Source organism: Mycobacteroides franklinii (genome assembly GCF_001853795.1).
Lineage (GTDB): Bacteria > Actinomycetota > Actinomycetes > Mycobacteriales > Mycobacteriaceae > Mycobacterium > Mycobacterium franklinii.
On sequence record NZ_MLIK01000018.1, the window covers coordinates 34,672 to 58,233 of the forward strand.

Genomic DNA, 23,562 nt, shown 5'->3' on the forward strand with positions numbered 1-23,562 from the left:
GTGCCCGGCAGATATTAAGGTAAGGCTAGGCATAGTTTCCAGATTGAGGTGGTTCATTTCATGCGCGCGGAGCCGTTCGGATTCCAGGCTTTTGTCATGAGCGGAGACGCTCGGTGACCGGCGACCAGCTGTCTGCGATGGATCGTCGGCGCGAGCTGTTACGCAGACGACTTGCCGACAGCGGCGTAGCGGCGCAACCCGCCGACCGGGCGCCCCGGGTCCAGGCCGGTGAACGGCGTGAACTCGCGCCCGGGCAGCGGCGCATGTGGTTTATGCAAACCAAAGATCCAGCGGATACCTCGCTCAATGTCTGTCTCGCGCACCGCATGCGGGGTGCACTCGACGAGGCGCGTTTGCGCGATGCCCTTGCGACGGTAATCCGGCGCCACGATGTACTGCGGACCACCTATGGTGTTGACGCCGCCGGTGAGCCTTATCAGGTCTTTGCCGATGACGTCGAGGTTCCCTGGGCTGCAATAGATTTATCGGACTTGACCGGTGATGCTCAGGATCGGGAGATTCGGGCGTCGGCCGACCGGGAGTTCGGAAGGCCGTTTGACCTTGCTGCCGACCTGCCGCTGCGGGTCACGTTGCTGCGGGTGGGTGCCGACGACTTCGTCGTGCTGTTGGTGGTGCATCACATCTGTTTCGATGACAACTCTTGGGAGATCTTCTTCACCGAGCTGAGCCAGTATTACAACGGTCGTTCGATCGAGGGTGATGCGCCGCAGTTCATGGTGGTAGCGGAGGTCGGCGATCCGCCCTCCGGCGCGGACCTCGAGTACTGGCGCGAATCCCTGACCCCGCTCCCGGGCCCCTTGGAGCTTCCGGGGCCTGCGAGCACGTATTCCTCCCGGGGAGCCAGGCGCCGTGCCGTGCCGATGCCCGCCGAGACCGTAATCCGGATCGAGGAATTCGCCCGTGAACACTCGGGGACGCCGTTCATGGTGCTGCTGGCGGCGTTCGGGGCCCTCATCCATCGGTACACGGCGGCCTCCGATTTTGTGATCGCGATTCCGGTTGCGGAACGAAAGGCCAATGTGGAAAAGGCAATTGGCTACTTCGGCAACACCTTGCTGCTGCGCACCGCGGTGGGCTCACACGATACCTTCGCCTCGTACCTGGCAGAGGTGCGCGAGGTGTGCCTGGGCGCCTTCGGTCACCAGAACGTCGGGATCGACGAGGTGGTGCGCGCGGTCAATCCGAGCCGCACCAACGGCCACGACGGAATGGACGAGCTGGTCCAGCTGGGCTTCAGCATGCGCAAGGACGCCAACGGATATCGGCTGGACGGTGTTCAGGCAACCCAACTCGACCTCGGTGCGGTCAGCGCGCAGGTTCCGTTGGCCCTGGCGATCGCCGCCGAATCCGATGGCACGCTCATCGAAATCGAGTACCAGACCGATGTGCTGCCGGAATGGCTTGTCGACCAGCTTCTTACGCACTACCGACGGCTGCTCGAGGACGGTTTGAGCCGTCCGGGAGAAGTCCTCGCCCGGTTGGATCTCCTTGGTGTCGAGGAGCGTTCAGCGGTACTGGAGCATTCGCACGGAGTGTTGGCCGAGGCTCCGTGCACCACCCTGGTGGATGTGCTGGACGTGGCTGCCGAGGCGACACCCGACGCGTTGGCGGTGGTGGCCGACGACGAGGAGCTCACCTACCGAGAGTTGCACCGGCGCTCGAACAGCTTCGCGCGCTGGCTCATCGCCCAGGACGTCGGTACCGAAGATGTCATCGCCCTGCGGATGTCGACATCGGTCGAGTTCATCGTCGCGATGCTCGGGGTTCTCAAGTCGGGCGCGGCCTACATGCCCATCGATCCCGCATTGCCCGAGGAACGCATCGAGTACCTGATCACCGACGCCGGCCCACGGATGGTGTTGAGCCCGAAGGATTTCCGGGCCGCCGAGGCGCAGGCCACAGATCTTGATGGCGCCCGGATCATCGATGCGGATCGGTTGCGCCCGCTATTGCCCGAGAACCTGGCATACGTGATCTACACCTCGGGATCCACCGGGCGGCCGAAGGGCGTTGCCGTGGCACACGCGGCGATCGCCGAACATGTGGTGTCCTTCACCGCCGAGTGGAGCATGACCGCGCAGGACCGGATGCTCCAGTCGACCTCCGTCAGCTTCGATGCCTCCCTCGCGGACATCCTGTGCCCGCTGACCTTGGGGGCCCAACTCGTCGTACCGAAGTCGAATCCGTTCTCCGATATCGGATATGTGATCGATCTGGTGCGGCGCCGCGGTGTGACCGTGCTGCACATGGTGCCGGCGCTGCTCGGTTCGGTGCTGCTGTTCCCCGAGGCCCGTGAGCTGCGTGGGCTGCGGCATGTTCCCGTCGGCGGTGAAGCGCTGCCGGGCGAGGTGGCCGACAAGTTCGCGACAGTGTTCGACGCCGAATTGCGAAACCACTACGGGCCCACCGAGGCTGTTGTCTGTTCGACACATATGCCCGTCGACGGGCCCCAGGGCAATGCGATTGTGCCGATCGGTATCCCCAACCGGAACGTCTACGCGTACGTGCTGGACCAGGCGCTCGCGCTGGTGCCGGACGGCGTCGTCGGGGAGTTGTATCTCGGTGGTGCACAGCTGGCCCGCGGCTATCGGGACCGGCCCACGCTCACCGCGGAGCGGTTTGTCGCGGACCCGTTCAGCCCCGGAGGTCGGCTGTACCGCACCGGTGATCTGGTGCGCCGCAACGCGTCGGGCCAGCTCGAATTCGTCGGTCGGGCCGACGAGCAGGTCAAGGTGCGCGGATATCGCATCGAGCTCGGTGAGGTCGAGGCTGTCATCGGTGCCGACCCGCGGGTCGGGCACTGCGTGGTCGCCGTCGTGGAGGATCCACAGGTCGGGCCGATGCTGGCCGCCTACGTGGTACCTGCCGCGGGCAGTACCCCTGAAATCGATCTGGACGAACTGCGCGCCCGGGCCCAGGAGATGCTGCCCGGGTACATGGTGCCCACCGCATTCGCGGTCATCCCCGAGATTCCGCTGACCACAAGCGGCAAGCTGGACAAGCGCGCGTTGCCCGCCCCCAACCCGATGGCGGAGAGGGTATTTCGGGCGCCGACCACCCCCACCGAGCACCGGATGTGCGCGATCTATTCGGAGCTGTTCGGGCGGGAGGAAGTCGGCCTGGATGATTCGTTCTTCGAACTGGGCGGACACTCGCTGCTCGCGGCCAAGCTTGTCACGCAGATCCGTGCGCAGTTCGGCGCTGACCTGACGGTGCGCGCGGTGTTCGACAGTCCCACCCCGGCGGGACTGACCCAGCAGCTCGTCACCGCACAAGCACCCCGGGACGACCGACCGGATCTCGTGGTGGCCGTGCGCCCCGAGCGCTTGCCCTTGTCCTCATCGCAGCTTTCCGTCTGGTTCGAATGCCAGATGGAAGGCGTTACCGATATCGCGAACATGTGGCTGGCCTTGCGTTTCGACGGCCCGCTGCAGACATCCGCACTCGCCGCGGCCATCAACGATGTGGTGGCTCGTCACGAGTCGCTGCGCACCAGTTTCGCGATCCACGAGGGTGCGCCGTACCAGTTTGTGCGGCCGTCACGAGAGCTGGAAGTGCCGATCGTGCGTGCCGCGCCGGATAATCTCCGCGACACTCTTGCCGAGCTACGCCACCACGTGTTCAGGCTGGAATCGGAGTCGCTCATCCGCCCGACCATCGTCGAACTGGGTTCGGAGGAACACGTGCTGTCGCTGGTGGTGCACCACATCGTGGCGGACCACGCGTCGTTCACCGTGGTCGTGGACGACCTCGTCACCGCTTACCGCGCGCGCATCGCCGGGGAAGTCCCGCAATGGGATTCGCAACCGGTGCAGTACGCCGACTACGTGATGTGGCAACGCGATGCCTTCGGTCCCGACAGCGAGTTCGGGCAGACCGAGGTGACCTACTGGCGCGAGGCGCTGGCCGGAATACCCGGTGAGATCGCGGTGGCACATGATCGTGTCCGTCCGCAGATCCTCGGAAAGCGCGGTGAGGTCGAAAGATTCACCGTGTCGCCGGAGCGCAGGCAGGCACTGACCCGCATGGCCGAGCAGCGCGGTGTGACCGAGTTCATGTTGTACCAGGCGGCTTTGGCCATGGTATTGCATCGATGTGGCGGTGGCACCGACATTGTGATCGGCAGCCCGGTCGCGGCACGTGTGCATCCAGATGTCGCGCATCTCGTCGGGTTGTTCGCCAATATGGTCGCGCTACGCAATGACCTGTCGGACGATCCGACGTTGCGCACCGCGCTGGAGCGGAGTCGCGACGCGACGCTGAACGCGCACGCGCACCAAGAGTTGCCCATCGAGAAATTGGTGGAGGCCATCAACCCTGCCCGTTCCCTGTCGTGGAACCCCCTGTTCCAGACCATGATCAATTTCCGTGGTGCGGATTGGGGAGCGGAGACGCGGGATCTGACGGGCTCCGGCCAGACGTGGCTGTCGCCCTTGCCCATGGAGGTGGATGTCTCCTACCTGGATCTGAACTTTGCGCTGAACGTGACTCCGGCGGGTGGGCTCGATGTCACCGTGGTTACCAACGCCGACCTGTACGACGCGGAGACCACTGTGCTGATCGCGCGGGCTCTGGATGCGGCATTCGATGCGTTCGTGAACGACCAGGACGCAAGGGTTTCCGACGTTGTGCTGGCTCCGGCCGAGGCCATGCAGCGGCTGCTGGCCCCACCGGCGGCCGCGGTCGAACGCGTCGTGGCGCCGGCGGTCGAGGGCTCGCAGGAGACCACGCGCGCGCTTGTCGCGATTTTGGAGGAATTGCTGGAGATCAGCGATGTCGATCCCGAGGACAATTTCTTCGCGCTCGGTGGCGACAGCGTCATCTCCATCCAATGGTCCACGCGCGCGGCCGAACGGGGATTGGCGATGACTCCACAAATGGTGTTCGAATGCGCGACGATATCGCAGCTGGCGGGAGCGGTGGATGCTGCTGACCAGATTGTGGCAGAGGAGAACTTGGATGCCGCCGCGCCGGCAGAGCAGAGTGCTCCGATGAGTGCTTCGGGTCTGAGTGCCGACGCGCTGGCCGAGCTCACCGCATCATGGCAGGCACAGTCGTGACGGGGACGGAGCAGCAGCCCCAGATCGAGGATGTGCTGGCGCTGAGCCCGCTGCAGGAGGGGTTTTTCGCGCTATCCCAGCTTGCCGACGAGAGCGTCGATCTGTACAGCATGCAGTTCGTCGCGGATATCGACGGCGGGCTGGACGTCGACCTGTTGCACCGCAGTGCACAGGCGCTGCTGACGCGCCATCCCAATTTGCGTGCCGCCTTCTGGGACCGCGGGCTGCCCAAACCCGTGCAGATCGTCCCGACACACGCGGACATCCCCTGGGAAGAACGCCACGCACAGCCAACGGAATTCGGCGAGATCGCGTTGGGCGAGCGGCTTCGCCCGTTCGATCTGGGCAAGGGCCCGGTGATCCGTATTGTGTTGCTCACGGTCCCCGGAGAATCACGGCACCGAATGATCGTCACCAGCCACCACATCCTGATGGACGGTTGGGCGATCGCGATCTTCTTCAGCGAGTTGCTTGCTGCCTACCAGGCGGGCGGATCGGTCGACGGGCTGCCCGCGGTGCGTCCGTACCGCGACTACATCGCATGGCTCAACGCGCAGGACACCACCGCGGCGACCGCCCGGTGGACGCGCTACCTGGGCACCGTGTCCGGGCCACTGATGCTCGCCGAGGGCGCCGTCGCCGCGCACGACAGTGTGCCCGAGAAGTCGCAATTCCTTTTGACGCCAGAGGAAACCGTACGACTTCGGCAGTGGGCGGCAACCAACGGACTCACCCTCAACACCGTGACGACGTTCGCCTGGGCGCTTGTTCTCGGCAGGTTGACCGATCGTACCGACGTTGTCTTCGGCACCATCGTGTCCGGGCGACCCAAGGAATTGCCCGATGTCGAGCGGATGGTCGGGCTTTTCATCAACTCGGTGCCGATGGTGCATCACATCGACTACTCGGCCTCGGTGGTCGAGCAGTGTGCGCAGATGCAGCGCGAAGCGGCCGCGATGCGTGATATCGGATACCTGAGCCTGTCGGCACTGCAGCGGGCCGAGGGCAGCGCCGCGTTGTTCGACACCCTGTTCGTCTTCGAGAACGCGCCCATCGGCGACGCGGCCCAAGAAGTGCAGCTGGCCGACGGGACGCGTTTCCGCCCGGTCGAGATGGATAGTCTGGCCCACTATCCGGTGACGGTGGTCTCGCATATGCACGGCGACGCGTTGTTGGTCCTTATCGAAGCGATTCCCGAGGCATTGCCCCATATTTCGGGTGCCAGCATCGGTGAGCGTCTGCTCTCGGTGCTGCGTCAGATGCCGGAGATCGGCGACCGGACACCGGATGCGCTCGACGTTTTGACCGCGCATGAGCGGGCCGAGATCGTCGTGACGGCCTCGGCTGCCGATCAATCCGTCACCTCGGTATGGGACCTGTTCGAACGAGAGGCGCAGGCCCACCCGGAGACACTCGCGCTCGTGGCGGGTGCGGAGTCGCGCTACACGTATGCACAGTTGTATGCCGAGGCGTCGCGGCTGTGCGCGGAACTGATCGACGGCGGGGTGACTCCGGAAACAACAGTGGCGCTGGCGCTTCCGCGCTCGGCTGATTCGATCATCGCCATCCTCGCGGTGCTGGCCGCGGGCGCCGCCTATGTCCCGGTGGATATCGATCTGCCCGCCGCGCGAATCGAATCGATTCTGCGGCAATCTAATCCGAAGATTGTCATCACGCTCGACAGACATCGCGAGATCGGTGATCGGGATTATCGGGCCCTGGTACTCGATGATCCGGAAACCATTGAGCGGATCGCCGGGCGTGCCGCGGTGCCCCCCGGAATCGGCGTACATCGCGATCAGAGTGCGTATCTGATCTTCACGTCCGGGTCGACGGGTGAGCCGAAGGGCGTCATCGGAACCCACGGTGCGCTGATGAGTTACTTTGCGGACCATCGCGATCGGGTGTATCGACCGGCCACCGCGCGACTGGGACGCACGCTACGGATCGCGCACGCCTGGTCGCTGAGCTTCGACGCGTCCTGGCAGCCGATGATCGGCCTGTTGGACGGGCACACGGTGCACCTGTTCGATGCCGAGGCCATGCGGGATGCGAGCCGACTGGTGCGGGACATGGCCGAGCACGGTGTCGACATGATCGATACCACGCCCTCGATGCTGGCGCAGTTGTCCGCTGCGGGACTGCTCGATCGCGAGCTCGCCGTGCTGGCGCTCGGCGGCGAGGCGATCGAAACCGCGTTGTGGGACCGGCTGCGATCGTTGGGCGGTACCGCCGTCTACAACTGCTACGGTCCCACCGAAACGACGGTCGAGGCCGTGGTGGCGACGGTCAAGGACTATGCGACACCCACCATCGGCACGCCGAATCAGGGCATGGCGGGGTACGTGCTGGATTCGCGACTGCGTCCGGTACCGGACGGCGCCGTGGGCGAGCTGTATCTCGCCGGCGCTCAATTGGCGCGCGGCTACGCGGGCCGGCCTGCCGTGACGGCGGGCGCCTTCGTGGCCGATCCGCAGCGGCCGGGCCATAGGATGTACCGCACGGGGGACTTGGTGCGCCGGCTACCGCACGGCGGCTTCGCGTATCTGGGCAGGGCCGACTCTCAAGTCAAGATCCGTGGCTACCGGGTCGAGGTCGGCGAGATCGAATCGGCGCTGCGGATCCAGCCGGGTGTGCACACCGCGGCGGTATCGGTGGTTCGTCGTGCGGGTGGCGCGAGCCTCGTGGGTTTTGTTGTCTCCCAACAGGGTGTATCGGACTCCGACCCGGTTCGCACATTGGTGAGGCTGGCCGAACGGTTGCCGTCGTACATGATGCCCTCGCGTCTGGTCGCGCTTCCGCGGCTGCCTGTCACGGTCAACGGCAAGCTGGATGGGGCCGCGCTGGAGCGACTCGCACTGAAGGCGTTGTCCGGGGGCGCCGCCGAGGGCGAGGCGGCACAACCGAGCAGCGCCACCGAATGTGCGCTGTGTGAATGCTGCGCCGAACTGTTCGACGGCGCGGCGCCGGGTATCGACGAGGACTTCTTCTCGCTTGGGGTGGACAGCATTGTCGCGATTTCGTTGGTCAACAAGGCCCGCAAGCGCGATCTGATGATCACCCCGCGTATGGTGCTGGCCGCGCCGACCATCCGGCAGCTTGCCGCCTTGATCGACGATAGGGCCAACCGCGGTCAGGTGGATTCCCTTGCGGAAGAGGCCGACTACGGTGAAGTGCCGCCGCTCCCGGTGGTGTCGTGGATGTTCGAAGGCGGTAGTTACCGGCGATTTGCGTTGTCGGTATTGCTGAGACTCCCCGACGGGATCGGCCGCGGGGATCTCGAACTACAGTTGCAGACGCTGCTTGATGGGCACGACATGCTGCGCTCGACGCTGGTGGACACCCCCGACGGCCCTCGTGTGGTGACGCGCGAACCGGGAACGGTGCGTGCCGGATCCATTTTGACGCGTGTGGAATTACCCGACGCGGACAAGGCCGGCGAGGTTGTCACCGCTACCGCGCGTGAAAACTTTGACCGGTTGGACCCGCGCGCCGGTGCCATGGTTCAGGCGGTGTGGTTGGCGAGTCCTGGCCAGGAGGACATGCTGCTGCTGTCCGTTCACCATCTCGCCATCGATGTCGTGTCCTGGCATATCGCGCTCGCCGACTTGGCCGAGGGCTGGCAGACCGTCGAGGCAGGGGGAGTGCCCAAGGCGTCCGTGGAGTTCACGTCGTATCGACACTGGAGCCAGTTGATGGTGCAGCGCGCAAGCACCGATGAGGTAGATGCCCAACGTGCGTACTGGGCCGCGCAGGTTTCCGGGCCGGACCCGGTGCTAGGGGCCCGCAGTGTCGATCCGGCATGCGATACCTGGGACACGCTGCGAACGACCAGAGTTGCCACGCCGGTGGAGGTGACCGGCCAGCTCCTTTCCTCATTGAGTAACCGGGACGGTGTGCGTGGATTCTTGTTGGCCGCCTTGTCGGTCACGGTGGCAAGCTGGCGCCAGGAGCGTGGGCAAGATCCGGGAGCGGGCACATTGGTGTCGATGGAGGGACACGGTCGCGTCAACGGTGTGTCGGACACCGACACCACCGGCACCGTCGGCTGGTTCAATAACATCTTCCCGGCCCGGATCGGCGCAGGCGAGCTTGCCTACGGGATCGATCACATCGAGCAACACCCGGAGTTGGCCCGCGTACTTCTCGATTCGGTCGCCGATCATCTGGCCGGAATACCCTACGAGGGCCTGGATTACGGATTGCTGCGTTATGTCGAGGGTTGGGAGACGCTGATCTCCGCTGCGGACCCGCAGATCCAATTCAACTATCTGGGGCGCATGGATATGAGCGGGATCTCCGATCAGCCCTGGTCGGTCATCACAGATTCGCGAAATCTCGCGGTGCCCACCAACTCGGAGCCCGACCTTCCGCTGCGATTCGGCATCAACATCTCTGTCGCCGTGACTGGCACCGCCGATGGCGCGCAACTCGTCGCGAATTGGCTGTGGAGTTCGGCCCTTTTCAGTACATCAGATGCCGAACGGCTGACGGAATTGTGGCAGCGCAGCGTGACCACGCTTGCGGCCGTGGCAGCCCGATAGCGGCATTCTCGTATTACTTGCAGAAGACGAAAGAAGCGACGTAATGAATTCAGAAACGGCCGGCCAGGACATCAGCGGTGTGGTCTTGAGTAAGGACGAGATCAAGGCCACGATCGCAGATTTGGTGGGTATCAGGCTGGAGCAGATCGAGGACGGGGCCGACCTCATCGCCCTCGGACTCGACTCGATCCGAATGATGACACTGGCCGGTGGCTGGCGTAAGCGTGGCAGCCGCATTACCTTCGCAGAGCTTGCCGCCGCCCCGTCTGTCGAATCGTGGCATGCCCTGCTCAGCGGTACAGGTGTCACCGAACCGTCGGCTCCCGCAGCCGGAATCGACGGCACAGATTCCCGCGAGGATGAGCCTTACCCACTGGCCACCATGCAGCACGCGTACTGGATCGGCCGATCGGAGGACCAGGAACTCGGTGGGGTTGCGGCGCACCTGTACGTCGAGTTCGACGGCGGAGTAATCGATCCCGCGCGCCTGCGGCTGGCCGTTGATCGATTGGTAGCGGCACATCCCATGCTACGCACCAGGTTTCTGCCCGACGGCACCCAGCAGACCCTGGCGGCCCCGGGGCGCGATGTATTCAATGTGGTGGATCTGCGCGGACGTACGGCCGACGCGATCGACGAGGCGCTGGCCGAGCTCCGCGAGCGCAAGACGCATCAGCGCTTGGCGATCGAGGATGGCCAGGTACTCGACGTCACCCTGACCCTGCGCGACGAGAAGAGCAGCCGGCTGCATCTAGACGTTGACATGCTGGCAGGTGACGCGATGAGCTACCGGGTTCTGGTATCAGATCTGGCGGCGCTGTATCACGGTGCTGCACAACCGGAGTTGCAATACACCTACCGGCGATACCGCACAGAGAATCAGAGTGACACGTCGGTCTATGAGCGTGACAGGCGATGGTGGAATGAGCGGCTGGACGATTTGCCGGGTGCGCCCGAGCTGCCCACCGTGCCGGTCAGTGAACGTGCTGAACCGCATCGCACTGTCCGATATGACCATTGGCTTGAGCCTCAGGCGAAGGAACAGCTGTTGACGGCCACCCATCGGCGGGGCATCACCCCCGCGATGGCGATGGCAGCCGTGTTCGCGGAGACCATCGGCGGATGGTCGGCGCAGAGCCGTTTCTTACTGAACATTCCTCTGTTTCAACGCGAATCGACGCACCCCGATATCGATCGGGTCATCGGTGACTTCACCTCATCGATCATGCTCGAGGTTGACCTGACCGATGACATGTCGGTGGCCGATCGTGCCCGGGCTTTGCAGCACAACATGTATGAGAGCGGGGCACATTCGTCGTATCCGGGACTGAATGTGCTGCGTGATCTTGGTAGGCATCGCGGCGAGCCGGTGCTGGCGCCCGTTGTGTACACCAGCGCACTGAATTTGGGAGAACTGTTTGCCGAGACTGTCAGGGAAACGTTCGGCGAACCGGTCTGGATCATTTCCCAGGGGCCCCAGGTGCTGCTCGACGCTCAGGTGACCGAGGTCCGTGGCGGGCTGCTGCTGAACTGGGATGTACGCGAAGCCGCCTTCCCGCAGGGCATGGTCGACGCGATGTTCAACCACTATATCGACGCCGTCGCCGCGCTGTGCGACGGTGACGAGGGCTGGAATGCTGATGCGACCGTAAGGATTCCTGCCTCGCAGGCGGAGGTTCGAAGAACTGTCAACGCGACGGACGGTCCGGTCAGTGGCCGTTGCCTGCACGAAGGCTTCTTCGACACCGCGGCCGCCCATCCTGAGGCGCCTGCGGTGGTCTGGGGATTCGGTGATGACGACGGCGTGTGGACGTACGGTGATCTAGCCGCGCAGGCACTGACGGTGGCCGGTGCCCTGCAGGCCAGAGGCGTTCGGCCCGGCGATGCGGTGGCAGTGCAGCTGCCCAAGGGGCGTGATCAGATTCTCGCGGTCCTGGGGGTGCTCGCCGCCGGAGCGACCTACATCCCGATAGGCTTCGATCAGCCTGCCGTTCGACGGGCCAGCATCCTGGAGACCGGTGCTGTGACCATCGCGATCACTGTCGAAGGCACGGATATTCCGGTGCCTTCGTTGTCGATAAACGGTGCCGTTGAACACCCGGAACCGTTGGCAGCGCCGGTGATTCCGCTGACCGACACCGTCGCGTATGTCATCTTCACCTCCGGATCCACCGGCACGCCCAAGGGTGTGGACGTGCTCCACCGCGGGGCAATGAACACTATCGATGCCGTCAACGATTGGTTCGATGTCGGGTCCACTGACCGGGTGCTCGCGCTGTCGGCCCTGGAATTCGACGCCTCTGTCTACGACATGTTCGGAATGTTCTCGGTCGGTGGATCGGTGGTGGCCGTCGATGCCGAACAGCGCGCTGAGGCCACAACGTGGGTGGATCTACTACGGCGCCACAAGGTTTCGATCTTGAACTGTGTGCCGAGCATGTTGGACATGATTCTGGAGATCGGCGGGCATGGCCTGGGTGATTCGCTGCGGGCCGTCACCCTCGGGGGTGACTGGGTGGGTGCCGACTTGGCCACCCGCCTGGCCGAGCAGGTGCCGGGATGCCGGTTCTCCGGATTGGGTGGAGCCACAGAGACGTCCATTCACAACACCATCTGTGAGGTGGTGGGTACTCCGCCCGCACATTGGGCGACGGTCCCTTTCGGTGTGCCATTGCGCAACGTCCGATGCCGGGTGGTGTCACCGGCGGGCCGCGATTGCCCGGACTGGGTAGCCGGTGAATTCTGGGTGGGTGGTGCCAATGTCGCAGCCGGATATCGCAATGATGCCGAGCGCACGGCGGAGAGATTTGTCGAGTACGACGGACTGCGGTGGTACCGGACGGGTGATATGGCCAGGTACTGGCCGGACGGAACCATCGAGTTTCTCGGCCGCGCGGACCATCAGGTCCAGATTCGTGGATACCGAGTTGAGCTGGGTGAGGTGGAAAGTGCCTTGCGGATGGTGCCCGGGGTGCGCCACGCCGTCGCCGCCATCGTCGGCGGTGACGCGCCCATTCTGGTTGCGGCGGTGTCGGGTACACCTGATCGCGCCTTGGGCTTTTCGACGCAGCTCGCCGACCTGGTTCCCAGCTACATGGTCCCGAATCGGGTTGATGTTCTCGACCAGATGCCGTTGACGCCGAACGGGAAGATCGACCGGGGCGCCGTCACAGCTCTGCTTGAGCAGATGAGTACTGCCAGCGTCGATGCCACACCCCGAGATGATCTGGATGCTGCCCTGGTGGATCTGGTGTCAGCAGTGTTGGCCGTGGAATCCATTGGGGTGCATGATGATTTCTTCGCACAGGGCGGCGACTCGGTGCTGGCGACGGCGGTGATTGCGCGGGTGCGTGACTGGCTGTCCGCGGATCATGCGCTGGTCGGAGATTTGTTCGCCACCCGGACTGTTGCCGGACTGGCCGACAGACTCAAGCAGCGGGAGGCAGAGCTTGGTACTCCGGATCGCCTGATCGTCGTCGCGGGACACTATCTGGAGATCGCGGCGATGAGCGATGAGGAGATCCTGGCCGGTACCACTTGATCGGTCGGGTGCGGCCGGCATGCCCAGTACGCTGAACATCCAGCGAAAATCCGGACGGTGAGGGTGCACGATGAACTTCGGCGATTTCCAGCTCCAGTTCTATGCGGCGGGCGTGCTCGGCAAGGTCTCAACCCTTCCGTTCACCTTTGCCGAGCTGGAAAGCCGTGCCGAACAGGTGCTGGGCGAGGGGATCTTCGGCTATGTGCGCGGCGGCGCCGGCGATGAGCACACCCAGGACTCGAATGCCACCGCGTTACGCCGTTACGGGTTGGTGCCCCGGATGCTGCGCGACCGTACGAATCGGGACATGTCGACGTCATTTCTGGGGCGCACGTTCACCAGCCCGGCCTTCATCTGTCCGGTGGGTGTGCTGGGCGCGGTCCGCGACCGTGGCGACCTGCTGACGGCGGCCGCCGCTCGTGAGCTGGATATGCCCGCCATGTATTCGACACTGTCGGCGGCCACCCTTGAAGAGGTTGCCGCCGAGCGTGGCGATTCCTACGGGATCTTCCAGCTGTACCCGTCGTCGGATTCCGAGCTGACCGATAACTTCATTCGGCGCGCCGAGGCAGCGGGATACGACGCCCTCGCGGTGACGCTCGACACCGGCACACTCGGCTGGCGTCCGCGTGATCTCAAACATGGATATCTGCCGATGCTGCACGGGCAATGCCTGGCGAACTACACTTCCGATCCTCGATTCCTGGAGATAGCGGGGGTGCGCTCCGCCGGGGAACTGACGCCGATGCATGCCGGATTGGTGTGGGCGTCGTTGTTCAGCCATCCCGGGCTTACCTGGGCGGACATCGACCACTACCGGTCGATCACCAAACTTCCGATCATCCTGAAGGGCATCTGCGATGTCGCGGATGTGCGGGAGGCGGCGGACCGCGGCATCGACGCCATCGCCTACTCCAATCATGGTGGGCGGCAAGCGAATGGGGGAGTGCCCGCGATCGACGGACTTGCCGCTGCCGTCGAGGCGGCCGGGTCTGTTCCCGTGACGTTCGATTCCGGGGTTCGCGACGGTATCGATATCTTGCGGGCCGTGGCACTCGGCGCCAGTCTGGTGGGCATCGCCCGTCCGTACGTCTACGGGCTCGCGCTTGACGGAACCAACGGCGTCAAACATGTCATTCAGTCGCTGCTCGCCGAAGCCGACCTGACGATGGCCGTGAACTGCTACCTTTCGCTGAACGAGTTGGCGGTGCAGCGGCTTTCCTGAGCGCGCGATAACTTCAGTCGGGGGGTCTGATGATTCAGCAGTGGCCTCAAGAGCCCGTTCCGTATCCGCAGTACCCATCGTATTCGCCGTACCCACCACCCGCGCCCAGGGCGGCCCGGTGGGCAACGGTCACGATCATCGTGGCCGCGGTGGTGACCGCGTTCGCCGTGGCCGGGTGCGGTCTCCTGGGATGGAAGTTGGTGGCGGATCGGCGGGCAACACACGACTTGTCGGGAGAATGGCGCACCACACTGATTCGGGATCGCGAGGTGCACGAGGCCGGCAGGCAAGCGCAAGACGCGTCTGCCGACTTCATCCTCGCATTGACGAACGTGGACTACCGAGATCTCGATCGACAACGGTCCGCGGTACTCGAGAAGTCCACCGGCCAATTCAAGAAGACCTATGAGAACTCCAGCGCCCAACTGAGACAGGTCTTGGCCGAGAACAAGTCGAAGGCCGAGGGCAAGGTGACGGCCTCGGCGATTCAATCCGAATCGGTGGACAAGGTTGTCGTGTTGCTCTTCGTCGATCAGAGCGTGAGCAACGTCGCGGTTCCGGATCCCCGCCAGGATAAATCGCGGGTGAAGATCACCATGGAGAAGGTCGATGGTCGTTGGCTCGCAAGCGATGTGGAGCTGATATGACCGGCTATCCGGCACCGCACGGTGCGCAACTGCGAATTGTCTTCGCGAGTGTGCTGGTTGGTCTAGCGCTGGTCGCGCTGTGTGTATGTGGATTCTTGGGGTGGAAGCTGGCCCACGACGGTCCCATTCTGGCCGCGCAGCGCGACACCGTCGTACAGGAACGGGCAGAGTTCGACCGTGATCGGCGTGTTCGCGAATCTCGCGGCGAGGCGCGCGAGGCCGCCGAGGCGATAGCCGTCTTGATGACCTCAATTGATTCGGGACGTCTCGACCAGAGCTTCGCGCAGATCCTGGAGCACAGCACCGGCGAACTCAAGGATCAGTTCGCGAAGAACTCAGTGCAACTGCGGCAGTTGATGATTGACAATCGGGCGACCGCGGTGGGCAAGGTGGTCGCCTCGGCGGTGCAGTCCGACACCGTCGGTGAACCCGAGCAGAAGGTGGTCGTGCTGCTCATGGTGGATCAGTCGATTGCCAACAACACACGCCCGGATCCGCGGATCGACAAGTCCCGCATGAAAATGACCATGGAACTGGTCGATGGGCACTGGCTGGCGAGCAAGCTCGAATTCATCTAGGCGGTCGGTTCTCACAGCAGTGCTTTACCGGGGCCACCGGTGCGGTGCTGGTGCGAGCTGTTGAGTGCGCCTCGGGGGCTAGCCCCCGAAACGCGGCCCACGACGGCGCAGATACCGCTCGAACTCGGCGGCCAGCGCGTCACCGTCGATCTTGCTGAGAATCTCGGTGGTGTCCACCTCGGCGTCGCCACGCTCCTCGAGAGACTGCACGTATTCGGAAATCTCTTCGTCCTCGGTGGTCATCTCGCTGACCGCCTGCTCCCACTCCTCGGCTTGCTCGGGTAGATCCCCGAGGGGGACCTCCACGTCGAGCACATCCTCGACGCGCTGCAGCAGCGCGACGGTTGCCTTCGGATTAGGGGGTTGTGACACGTAGTGCGGTACCGCGGCCCAGAACGCGACAGCCGGTATTCCGGCGTTCACGCAGGCGTCCTGGAACACCCCGGCGATACCGGTGGGCCCCTCGTATCGGGTCTCTTCCAAGCCGAAGAACTTGGCAGCGTCGGGGGAGTACGCGGTGCCGCTGACCGGCACCGGCCGAGTGTGTGGAGTATCGGCCAGCAGCGCTCCCAGGATCACCACCGTTGACACGTTGAGGCGGTCCGCGATGGCCAGCAAGCGGTTGCAGAAGGTGCGCCAGCGCATGTTCGGCTCGGCGCCGTGCATGAGGACCACATCGCGCTGCGAGCCGGGAGGCGAGCAGTAGGAGATGTGCATCCCCGGCCATTCCAGCTCGCGGGTGACGCCTTCGACCAACCGCACGATGGGGCGATTGACCTGGTAGTCGTAGTAATCCTCATCGTCGATGGTCATCAAGGGAGTGGCCTGCCAGGTGGTGTCCAGGTGCTCCAGCGCGGCGCTGGCCGCATCGCCGGCGTCATTCCAGCCCTCGAACGCGGCAACCACTATCGGGTCGCGCAGCACGGGTAGGCCGTTCTGGGCGTTATCCGACAGCGTCACGGTGCCAGCGTAAGCCCTGCGTGACGGGGACGAGCCGCGGCGGGCGGAGAATGGATTGGATAGCCGGATCACATTGTTGATATGACCGCCCTAAGAGAAAACCGCACGACACATTAGGCGTTCGCACGACTGTCGGGTGACGACGTAGACTTCATCTGGTCGAGAGGCGTTGCAACGGTTCCGGATCACACCCCGTGACCGCCACGCTCGGCAGAGTTAAGGACGCCTTCCGCTCTGGAAGGAATGCACGTGGCCAATCTGCAGCCGAATATCCGCCCCGACTGCACGGACCCGCTGACAACTGCTCTCGGGCAGCGCATCCTGGTGATCGACGGAGCGATGGGCACGGCGATCCAGCGCGATAGGCCAGATGAGGCCGGATACCGCGGCGAACGGTTCGCCGACTGGCCGAGCGACCTCGTCGGCAACAACGATCTGCTCACTCTGACGCAACCGCACATCATCGAGGGCATCCACCGTGAGTACCTCGAGGCAGGCGCGGACATCCTCGAGACCAACACGTTCAACGCGAATGCGGTGTCGCTCTCCGACTACGGTATGGAAGAGCTGAGCTACGAGCTGAATCACGCCGGTGCCGCGCTGGCGCGGGCGGCTGCCGACGAGTACAGCACCCCTGCCAAGCCCCGTTATGTCGCCGGAGCGCTGGGGCCGACCACCCGGACCGCGTCGATTTCGCCGGACGTCAATGATCCCGGAGCCCGCAATGTCTCCTACGACCAGCTGGTCGCCGCCTATCTCGAAGCAGCCAACGGCCTGGTCGACGGCGGTGCCGACATCATCCTCATCGAGACGATCTTCGACTCGCTGAACGCCAAGGCGGCGGTGTTCGCCGTGGAGACGCTGTTCGAGCAGCGCGGGCGGCGCTGGCCGATCATCATCTCGGGCACCATCACCGACGCGTCCGGACGGACGTTGTCCGGCCAGGTCACCGAGGCATTCTGGAACGCGATCCGGCACGCCAAGCCCATCGCGGTTGGTCTCAACTGTGCCCTGGGTGCCCCGGAGATGCGGCCGTACATCGCGGAGATGTCACGCATTGCCGACACCTTTGTCTCTTGCTATCCGAACGCGGGCCTGCCCAACGCCTTCGGCGAGTACGACGAGTCCCCTGAGCACCAGGCCGGCTACCTTGCCGAGTTCGCCGAGGCAGGCCTGGTCAACCTGGTCGGTGGGTGCTGTGGGACCGCGCCCGCGCATATCGCGGAGATCGCCAAGGTTGTCGAAGGCAGACCGCCGCGCGCATTGCCGGAGATCCCACTGGCGACTCGCCTCTCCGGGCTGGAGCCCCTCAACATCACCGACGACTCCCTGTTCGTGAACATCGGTGAGCGCACCAACATCACCGGTTCGGCCCGGTTCCGCAACCTGATCAAGGCCGAGGACTACGACACCGCGCTGTCGGTCGCACTTCAGCAGGTCGAGGTCGGTGCGCAGGTCATCGACATCAACATGGACGAGGGCATGATCGACGGCGTCGCCGCGATGGACCGGTTCACCAAACTGATCGCGGCCGAGCCCGACATCAGTCGCATCCCGGTGATGATCGACTCCTCCAAGTGGGAGGTCATCGAGGCAGGCCTGAAGAACGTGCAGGGCAAGCCGATCGTCAACTCGATCTCCATGAAGGAAGGCGAGGAGAAGTTCATCCGCGAGGCGCGGCTGTGCCACAAGTACGGTGCCGCCGTCGTGGTGATGGCCTTCGATGAGAAGGGCCAGGCCGACAATCTGGAACGGCGCAAGGAGATCTGTGGACGCGCCTACCGGATTCTGACCGAAGAGGTCGGCTTCCCGGCCGAGGACATCATCTTCGACCCCAACTGCTTCGCGCTGGCGACCGGTATCGAGGAGCACGCGACGTACGGGATCGACTTCATCGAGGCATGCGCCTGGATCAAGGAGAACCTGCCAGGGGTGCATATCTCCGGCGGTATCTCGAACGTGTCGTTCTCGTTCCGCGGTAACAACCCCGTCCGCGAGGCGATTCACGCGGTGTTCCTGTTCCACGCCATCAAGGCAGGCCTGGATATGGGCATCGTCAACGCCGGTGCGCTGGTGCCATATGACTCGATCGACCCCGACCTGCGGGAAAGGATCGAGGACGTCGTGCTGAACCGGCGCGCGGACGCGGCCGAGAGGCTGCTGGAGATCGCAGAACGGTTCAACACCAAGGGGGAGGAGACCGGTCCCTCGGCTGTTCAGGAGTGGCGGAGCCTGCCGGTCCGGGAGCGGATCACGCACGCCCTGGTCAAGGGTATCGACGCCGATGTCGAGACCGATACCGAGGAATTGCGGGCCGAGATCGCCGCCGCCGGGGGTCGCCCGATCGAGGTGATCGAGGGCCCGCTGATGGACGGCATGAACGTTGTCGGTGATCTCTTCGGCGCGGGCAAGATGTTCCTGCCCCAGGTCGTGAAGTCGGCCCGGGTGATGAAGAAGGCCGTGGCGTACCTGCTGCCGTTCATCGAGGAGGAGAAGGCCGAAAACACAGCGAACGGTGTCGCTGGGTCTTCCAAGTCCAAGGACACCAACGGCACCATCATCATGGCGACGGTGAAGGGCGACGTTCACGATATCGGTAAGAACATCGTCGGGGTTGTGTTGCAGTGCAACAACTTCGAGGTAATCGACCTCGGGGTCATGGTGCCCGCCGAGAAGATCCTGGCTGCGGCCGAGGAATACGACGCAGACATCATTGGGTTGTCCGGCCTGATCACCCCGTCGCTGGACGAGATGGTCAACTTCGCCGTCGAGATGGAGCGTAGGGGGCTGCAGATCCCGCTGCTGATCGGTGGCGCGACCACCTCTCGCGCCCACACGGCGGTGAAGGTGGCGCCGCGTCGCAGCGGTCCGGTCGTGTGGGTCAAGGACGCGTCCCGCTCGGTCCCGGTCGCCGCGGCGCTGCTCGACGACAAGCAGCGCCCTGGGTTGTTGGAGGCGACGTCTGCCGACTACGCGGCGCTACGGGAACGGCACGCTCAGAAAAATGAGCGCCCAATGCTGACCTTGGAGAAGGCCCGGGCGAACCGAACCCCCATCGATTGGGACGGTTACACGCCACCGGTACCCGCGCAGGGTGTCGGAGTGCGGGAATTTCTTGACTACGACATCGCCGAGTTGCGCGAGTACATCGACTGGCAGCCCTTTTTCAACGCCTGGGAGATGAAAGGTCGTTTCCCCGACATCCTGAACAACCCTGCGACAGGCGAGACCGCCCGCAAGCTGTACAACGACGCCCAACAGATGCTCGACTCCGTGATCGAGGAGAAGTGGCTGACGGCCAACGGGGTGATCGGCTTCTTCCCGGCCAACGCGGTCGGAGACGACATCGAGGTCTACACCGACGACACCCGCACCGAAGTGCTGACCACGCTGCACAATCTGCGCCAACAGGGCGAGCACCGCGATGGCATCCCGAACCGGTCGCTGGGCGACTACATCGCCCCCAAGGACACCGGCCTGGCTGACTACATCGGCGCCTTCGCCGTCACCTCGGGACTCGGCGGCCAGGACAAGATCATGGAGTTCAAGGCGGATCTGGACGACTACAGCGCGATCCTGCTGGAGTCGGTCGCCGACCGGTTGGCGGAGGCGTTCGCCGAACGGATGCACCAACGGGTCCGCAAGGAGTTCTGGGGTTTCCAGCCCGACGAGCAGCTGGACAACGAGGCGCTCATCGGCGAGAAGTACCGGGGAATCCGTCCGGCGCCCGGTTACCCGGCCTGCCCGGAGCACACCGAGAAGGTGACGCTGTTCGACCTGATGGACGTCACGAAGCGCACCGGCATCGAGCTGACGGAATCCATGGCGATGTGGCCCGGCGCCGCCGTCAGCGGCTGGTACTTCTCGCACCCGCAGTCGCAGTACTTCGTGGTCGGCCGGATCGCCCAGGACCAGACCGCCGACTATGCCAAGCGCAAGGGCTGGACGCTGCAGGAAGCCGAGCGCTGGCTCGGCCCGAACCTCGGCTACAACCCTGAGGACTGAGCACCAGCGTCGTGCGCAGCGGGCGACCTCTGACAGAATTGCTCGCATGCGTGCGGTGCTGTGGGACATGGACGGCACCCTCATCGAATCAGAGAAGCTCTGGGATATCTCGATGGGAGAGCTGTGCCGCAAGCTCGGCGGCGAGATGACTCCCGAGCTGCGTACCGCGCTCGTCGGCGGAGCCGCGGACGCCACCATGCGGATGATCTTCGCCGCGCTGGAACTGGAACCAGATCCCGAGCGGATGGCCAGTGAGAACGATTGGCTGCACGAATACACCGGTGAGCTCTTCCAGACCGGTCTCATCTGGTGCGATGGCGCCCAGGAGATGCTGGCGCAGCTTGCCGCCGCTCAGGTGCCCATGGCACTGGTGACCAACACCATCAGGTCGCTCACCGACCAGGCACTCAAGACCATTGGCACGCACTGGTTTACCGAATCGGTCTGCGGTGACGAGGTGCCGGCGGGCAAGCCTGCCCCCGATCCGTACCTGCGCGCCGCCGAACTGTTGGGCGTCGAGCCACGCGACTGTCTGGCCATCGAGGATTCGGCAACCGGCGCCGCCGCCGCCGAGGCCGCGGGGTGCGCCGTGCTGGTGGTGCCCAACCATGTCGAGGTGCCCGCCAATGATCGCCGCAGGCATGTCGCCAGCTTGTTGGGGCTGACGGCGGACGACCTGCGGCTTGCGCATGCCGACGTGCTGACGGCCACGACCTGCAAACCCATATGACTCGCCGGGCCAGGTCGTGACAGAATCGCCACCCGTGAAGACCTTCGAGGAGCTGTTCGCCGAGCTCAGTGACCGCGCCAGAACCCGGCCCGAGGGCAGTGGGACCGTTGCCGCCCTCGATGCGGGTGTACATACCCTGGGTAAGAAGCTGCTCGAAGAGGCGGGCGAAGTCTGGCTGGCGGCCGAGCACGAGAGCGACGAGTCACTTGCCGAAGAGGTCAGCCAGCTGCTGTATTGGGCGCAGGTACTGCTGATCGCCCGTGGGCTCACCCTCGATGACGTCTACCGGAAGCTCTGACATGACTGAGTCACACGCGGGCACAAAAGTGCCCCTGCGGGTTGCCGTCCCCAACAAAGGTGCGCTCAGCGAGGCCGCGTCGGAGATTCTGTCCGAGGCCGGCTATCGGCGGCGCGGCGACGCCAAAGATCTCACGGTGCTGGACCCGCAGAACGATGTCGAGTTCTTCTTCCTGAGGCCCAAGGACATCGCGATCTATGTGGGCTCGGGCGAACTGGATCTCGGCATCACCGGGCGCGATCTGATGATGGACTCCGATGCGCCGGTCGTCGAGCGGCTCGCGCTGGGATTCGGCGGGTCGACCTTTCGGTATGCCGCACCCGCCGGGCGCGACTGGAGCATTTACGACATCGCGGGCAAGAGAATTGCCACCGCGTACCCCAATTTGGTTCGAAAGGACCTGGCCACCAAGGGGATCGAAGCCGACGTCATTCGGCTGGACGGTGCCGTGGAGATCTCCATCCAGCTTGGCGTGGCCGATGTGATCGCCGATATCGTCGGCACCGGTCGTACCCTCCGCCAGCACGGCCTGGTCGCGTTCGGCGAATCGCTGTGCGATTCCGAGGCTGTGTTGATCGAGCGGGAGAACGCCGATCCGGCAACGGAAACGGCGCGCACGCAACTGACCACGCGCATCCAGGGTGTGGTGTTCGGCCAGCAGTACCTGATGCTCGACTATGACTGCCCGCGCGAGGTGCTGGACGAGGCGCTCAAGGTGACGCCCGGTCTGGAATCCCCGACGCTGGCGCCATTGGCCGACGAGGCGTGGGTCGCGGTCCGCGCCCTGGCGCCACGCAAGGGTGTCAACACCACCATGGACGCACTGGCTGCCATCGGGGCGAAGGCCATCCTGGCCTCCGAGGTCCGGTTCTTCCGCGCGTAGTCCCCCCATGGCCTAGCATGGCCGTATGGCGCTGCACGTCCTCGTCTACAGCGATGACATCACGGTCCGGCGCAAGGTAATTCAGGGAATCGGCACGCGGCCGGATTCCGCCCTGCCGCCGCTGGAGTTCGTCGAGGTCGCCACCGGGCCCATGGTCATCGAGCGTCTCGCGGCCGCCGGTATCGACCTGGCGATCCTGGACGGCGAGGCGACACCCTTCGGTGGGATGGGTGTGGCCAAGCAGGTCAAGGACGAGGTCGAAGCGCCGCCGCCGATCGTGGTCCTGACCGGTCGGCCGCAGGACAACTGGCTGGCGAGCTGGTCACGTGCGGAGGCTGTGGTGCCGCGGCCGATCGACCCGATGCGGTTGACCGCCACGGTGATCGATCTGCTGGGCGCGGCGGCCGCAACCCGCCGCTGACACTGCCGCAACATTCCGCTGACTTCAGCTTTCACAGACCTTTCCGCTCGGTACTTAATTGTGCAAAACACCGTCAAACGGTGGCATGGATCAGGCGCCAACCGATAGTGTGTTTGTTAGGTCACATCTGTACTGGTCGGCAGCCCTCGACCACAAACAGCACTGACACGGCAATGTTGCCGATCCAGCACAGGGACCCGATGGATCTATTCGGGAGGCTGTTCTGCCATGGATGCATATGTACCGATCTTGGTACTCGGCGCCATTGCGGTGGCTTTTGCCGTTTTCTCCGTTGGGATTTCGTCGTTCGTCGGTCCGCGCAGATACAACCGGGCCAAGCTCGAGGCGTATGAGTGTGGCATCGAGGCAACCCAACACTCGATGGGGCGCGATCATCACGGTGCCGCCGCGGGTGGGCACCGGGTGCCCGTGAAGTACTACCTCACCGCGATGTTGTTCATCATCTTCGATATCGAGATCGTCTTCTTGTATCCGTGGGCCGTGCACTTCGACGCCCTCGGAGTGTTCGGACTACTGGCAATGGCCCTGTTCATCGTCAACGTGTCGGTGGCGTACGCGTACGAATGGAGGCGCGGTGGCCTGAGCTGGGATTAGCCCCGCGCGATTGATGGGGCAGCTGGAAGTCCTT

Annotated in this window: 13 protein-coding genes; 12 read left to right on the forward strand and 1 reads right to left on the reverse strand. The window is 64.3% G+C overall.

Annotated features, from left to right (window positions below):
* The first annotated feature begins 113 nt into the window (after positions 1–113).
* The 6 genes from BKG76_RS07270 to BKG76_RS07295 all read left to right on the forward strand — a co-directional run bounded on the left by BKG76_RS07270 (position 114) and on the right by BKG76_RS07295 (position 15,616).
* Positions 114–5,081 (forward strand): non-ribosomal peptide synthetase, encoded by a 4,968-nt coding sequence (locus tag BKG76_RS07270; RefSeq protein WP_070937047.1) that lies wholly within the window; start codon positions 114–116, stop codon positions 5,079–5,081.
* Positions 5,078–9,625, forward strand: coding sequence for a non-ribosomal peptide synthetase (locus tag BKG76_RS07275; RefSeq protein ID WP_070937142.1), 4,548 nt, complete (start codon positions 5,078–5,080; stop codon positions 9,623–9,625). The genes BKG76_RS07270 and BKG76_RS07275 overlap by 4 nt, the downstream gene beginning before the upstream one ends.
* A 43-nt stretch (positions 9,626–9,668) precedes the next feature.
* A complete protein-coding gene (locus tag BKG76_RS07280; RefSeq protein ID WP_070937048.1) occupies positions 9,669–13,166 on the forward strand; it encodes a non-ribosomal peptide synthetase in 3,498 nt (1,165 codons plus the stop codon).
* 70 nt (positions 13,167–13,236) lie between these two features.
* Positions 13,237–14,391: an alpha-hydroxy-acid oxidizing protein gene (locus BKG76_RS07285; RefSeq protein ID WP_070937049.1), complete on the forward strand. Its 1,155-nt coding sequence runs from the start codon at positions 13,237–13,239 to the stop codon at positions 14,389–14,391.
* A 29-nt stretch (positions 14,392–14,420) separates the two neighbouring features.
* Positions 14,421–15,038 carry a hypothetical protein gene (locus BKG76_RS07290; RefSeq protein WP_131815803.1) on the forward strand — a complete coding sequence of 206 codons (618 nt, stop codon included), beginning with the start codon at positions 14,421–14,423 and terminating at the stop codon, positions 15,036–15,038.
* Positions 15,035–15,616: a hypothetical protein gene (locus BKG76_RS07295; RefSeq protein WP_070937051.1), complete on the forward strand. Its 582-nt coding sequence runs from the start codon at positions 15,035–15,037 to the stop codon at positions 15,614–15,616. The genes BKG76_RS07290 and BKG76_RS07295 overlap by 4 nt, the downstream gene beginning before the upstream one ends.
* Positions 15,617–15,694: 78 nt before the next feature.
* Here BKG76_RS07295 and BKG76_RS07300 read toward each other — a convergent pair whose 3' ends face one another.
* On the reverse strand, positions 15,695–16,576 hold the full coding sequence (locus BKG76_RS07300; protein ID WP_070937052.1) for a PAC2 family protein: 882 nt from the start codon (positions 16,574–16,576) through the stop codon (positions 15,695–15,697).
* A 243-nt stretch (positions 16,577–16,819) separates the two neighbouring features.
* Here BKG76_RS07300 and metH point away from each other — a divergent pair, with 243 nt between their 5' ends.
* From metH to BKG76_RS07330, 6 genes are all read left to right on the forward strand, one after another.
* Positions 16,820–20,581: a methionine synthase gene (gene metH / locus BKG76_RS07305; protein WP_407937646.1), complete on the forward strand. Its 3,762-nt coding sequence runs from the start codon at positions 16,820–16,822 to the stop codon at positions 20,579–20,581.
* 46 nt (positions 20,582–20,627) lie between these two features.
* A complete protein-coding gene (locus BKG76_RS07310) occupies positions 20,628–21,311 on the forward strand; it encodes an HAD family hydrolase (protein ID WP_070937053.1) in 684 nt (227 codons plus the stop codon).
* 16 nt (positions 21,312–21,327) lie between these two features.
* A complete protein-coding gene (locus BKG76_RS07315) occupies positions 21,328–21,609 on the forward strand; it encodes a phosphoribosyl-ATP diphosphatase (protein ID WP_176126497.1) in 282 nt (93 codons plus the stop codon).
* Position 21,610: 1 nt separating this feature from the next.
* Positions 21,611–22,492, forward strand: coding sequence for an ATP phosphoribosyltransferase (gene hisG, locus BKG76_RS07320; protein WP_070937055.1), 882 nt, complete (start codon positions 21,611–21,613; stop codon positions 22,490–22,492).
* 25 nt (positions 22,493–22,517) lie between these two features.
* Positions 22,518–22,913 (forward strand): response regulator, encoded by a 396-nt coding sequence (locus BKG76_RS07325; protein WP_070937056.1) that lies wholly within the window; start codon positions 22,518–22,520, stop codon positions 22,911–22,913.
* Positions 22,914–23,141: 228 nt separating this feature from the next.
* Positions 23,142–23,528, forward strand: a complete 387-nt coding sequence (locus BKG76_RS07330) for an NADH-quinone oxidoreductase subunit A (RefSeq protein WP_043077533.1) — start codon at positions 23,142–23,144, stop codon at positions 23,526–23,528.
* Positions 23,529–23,562: the final 34 nt, after the last annotated feature.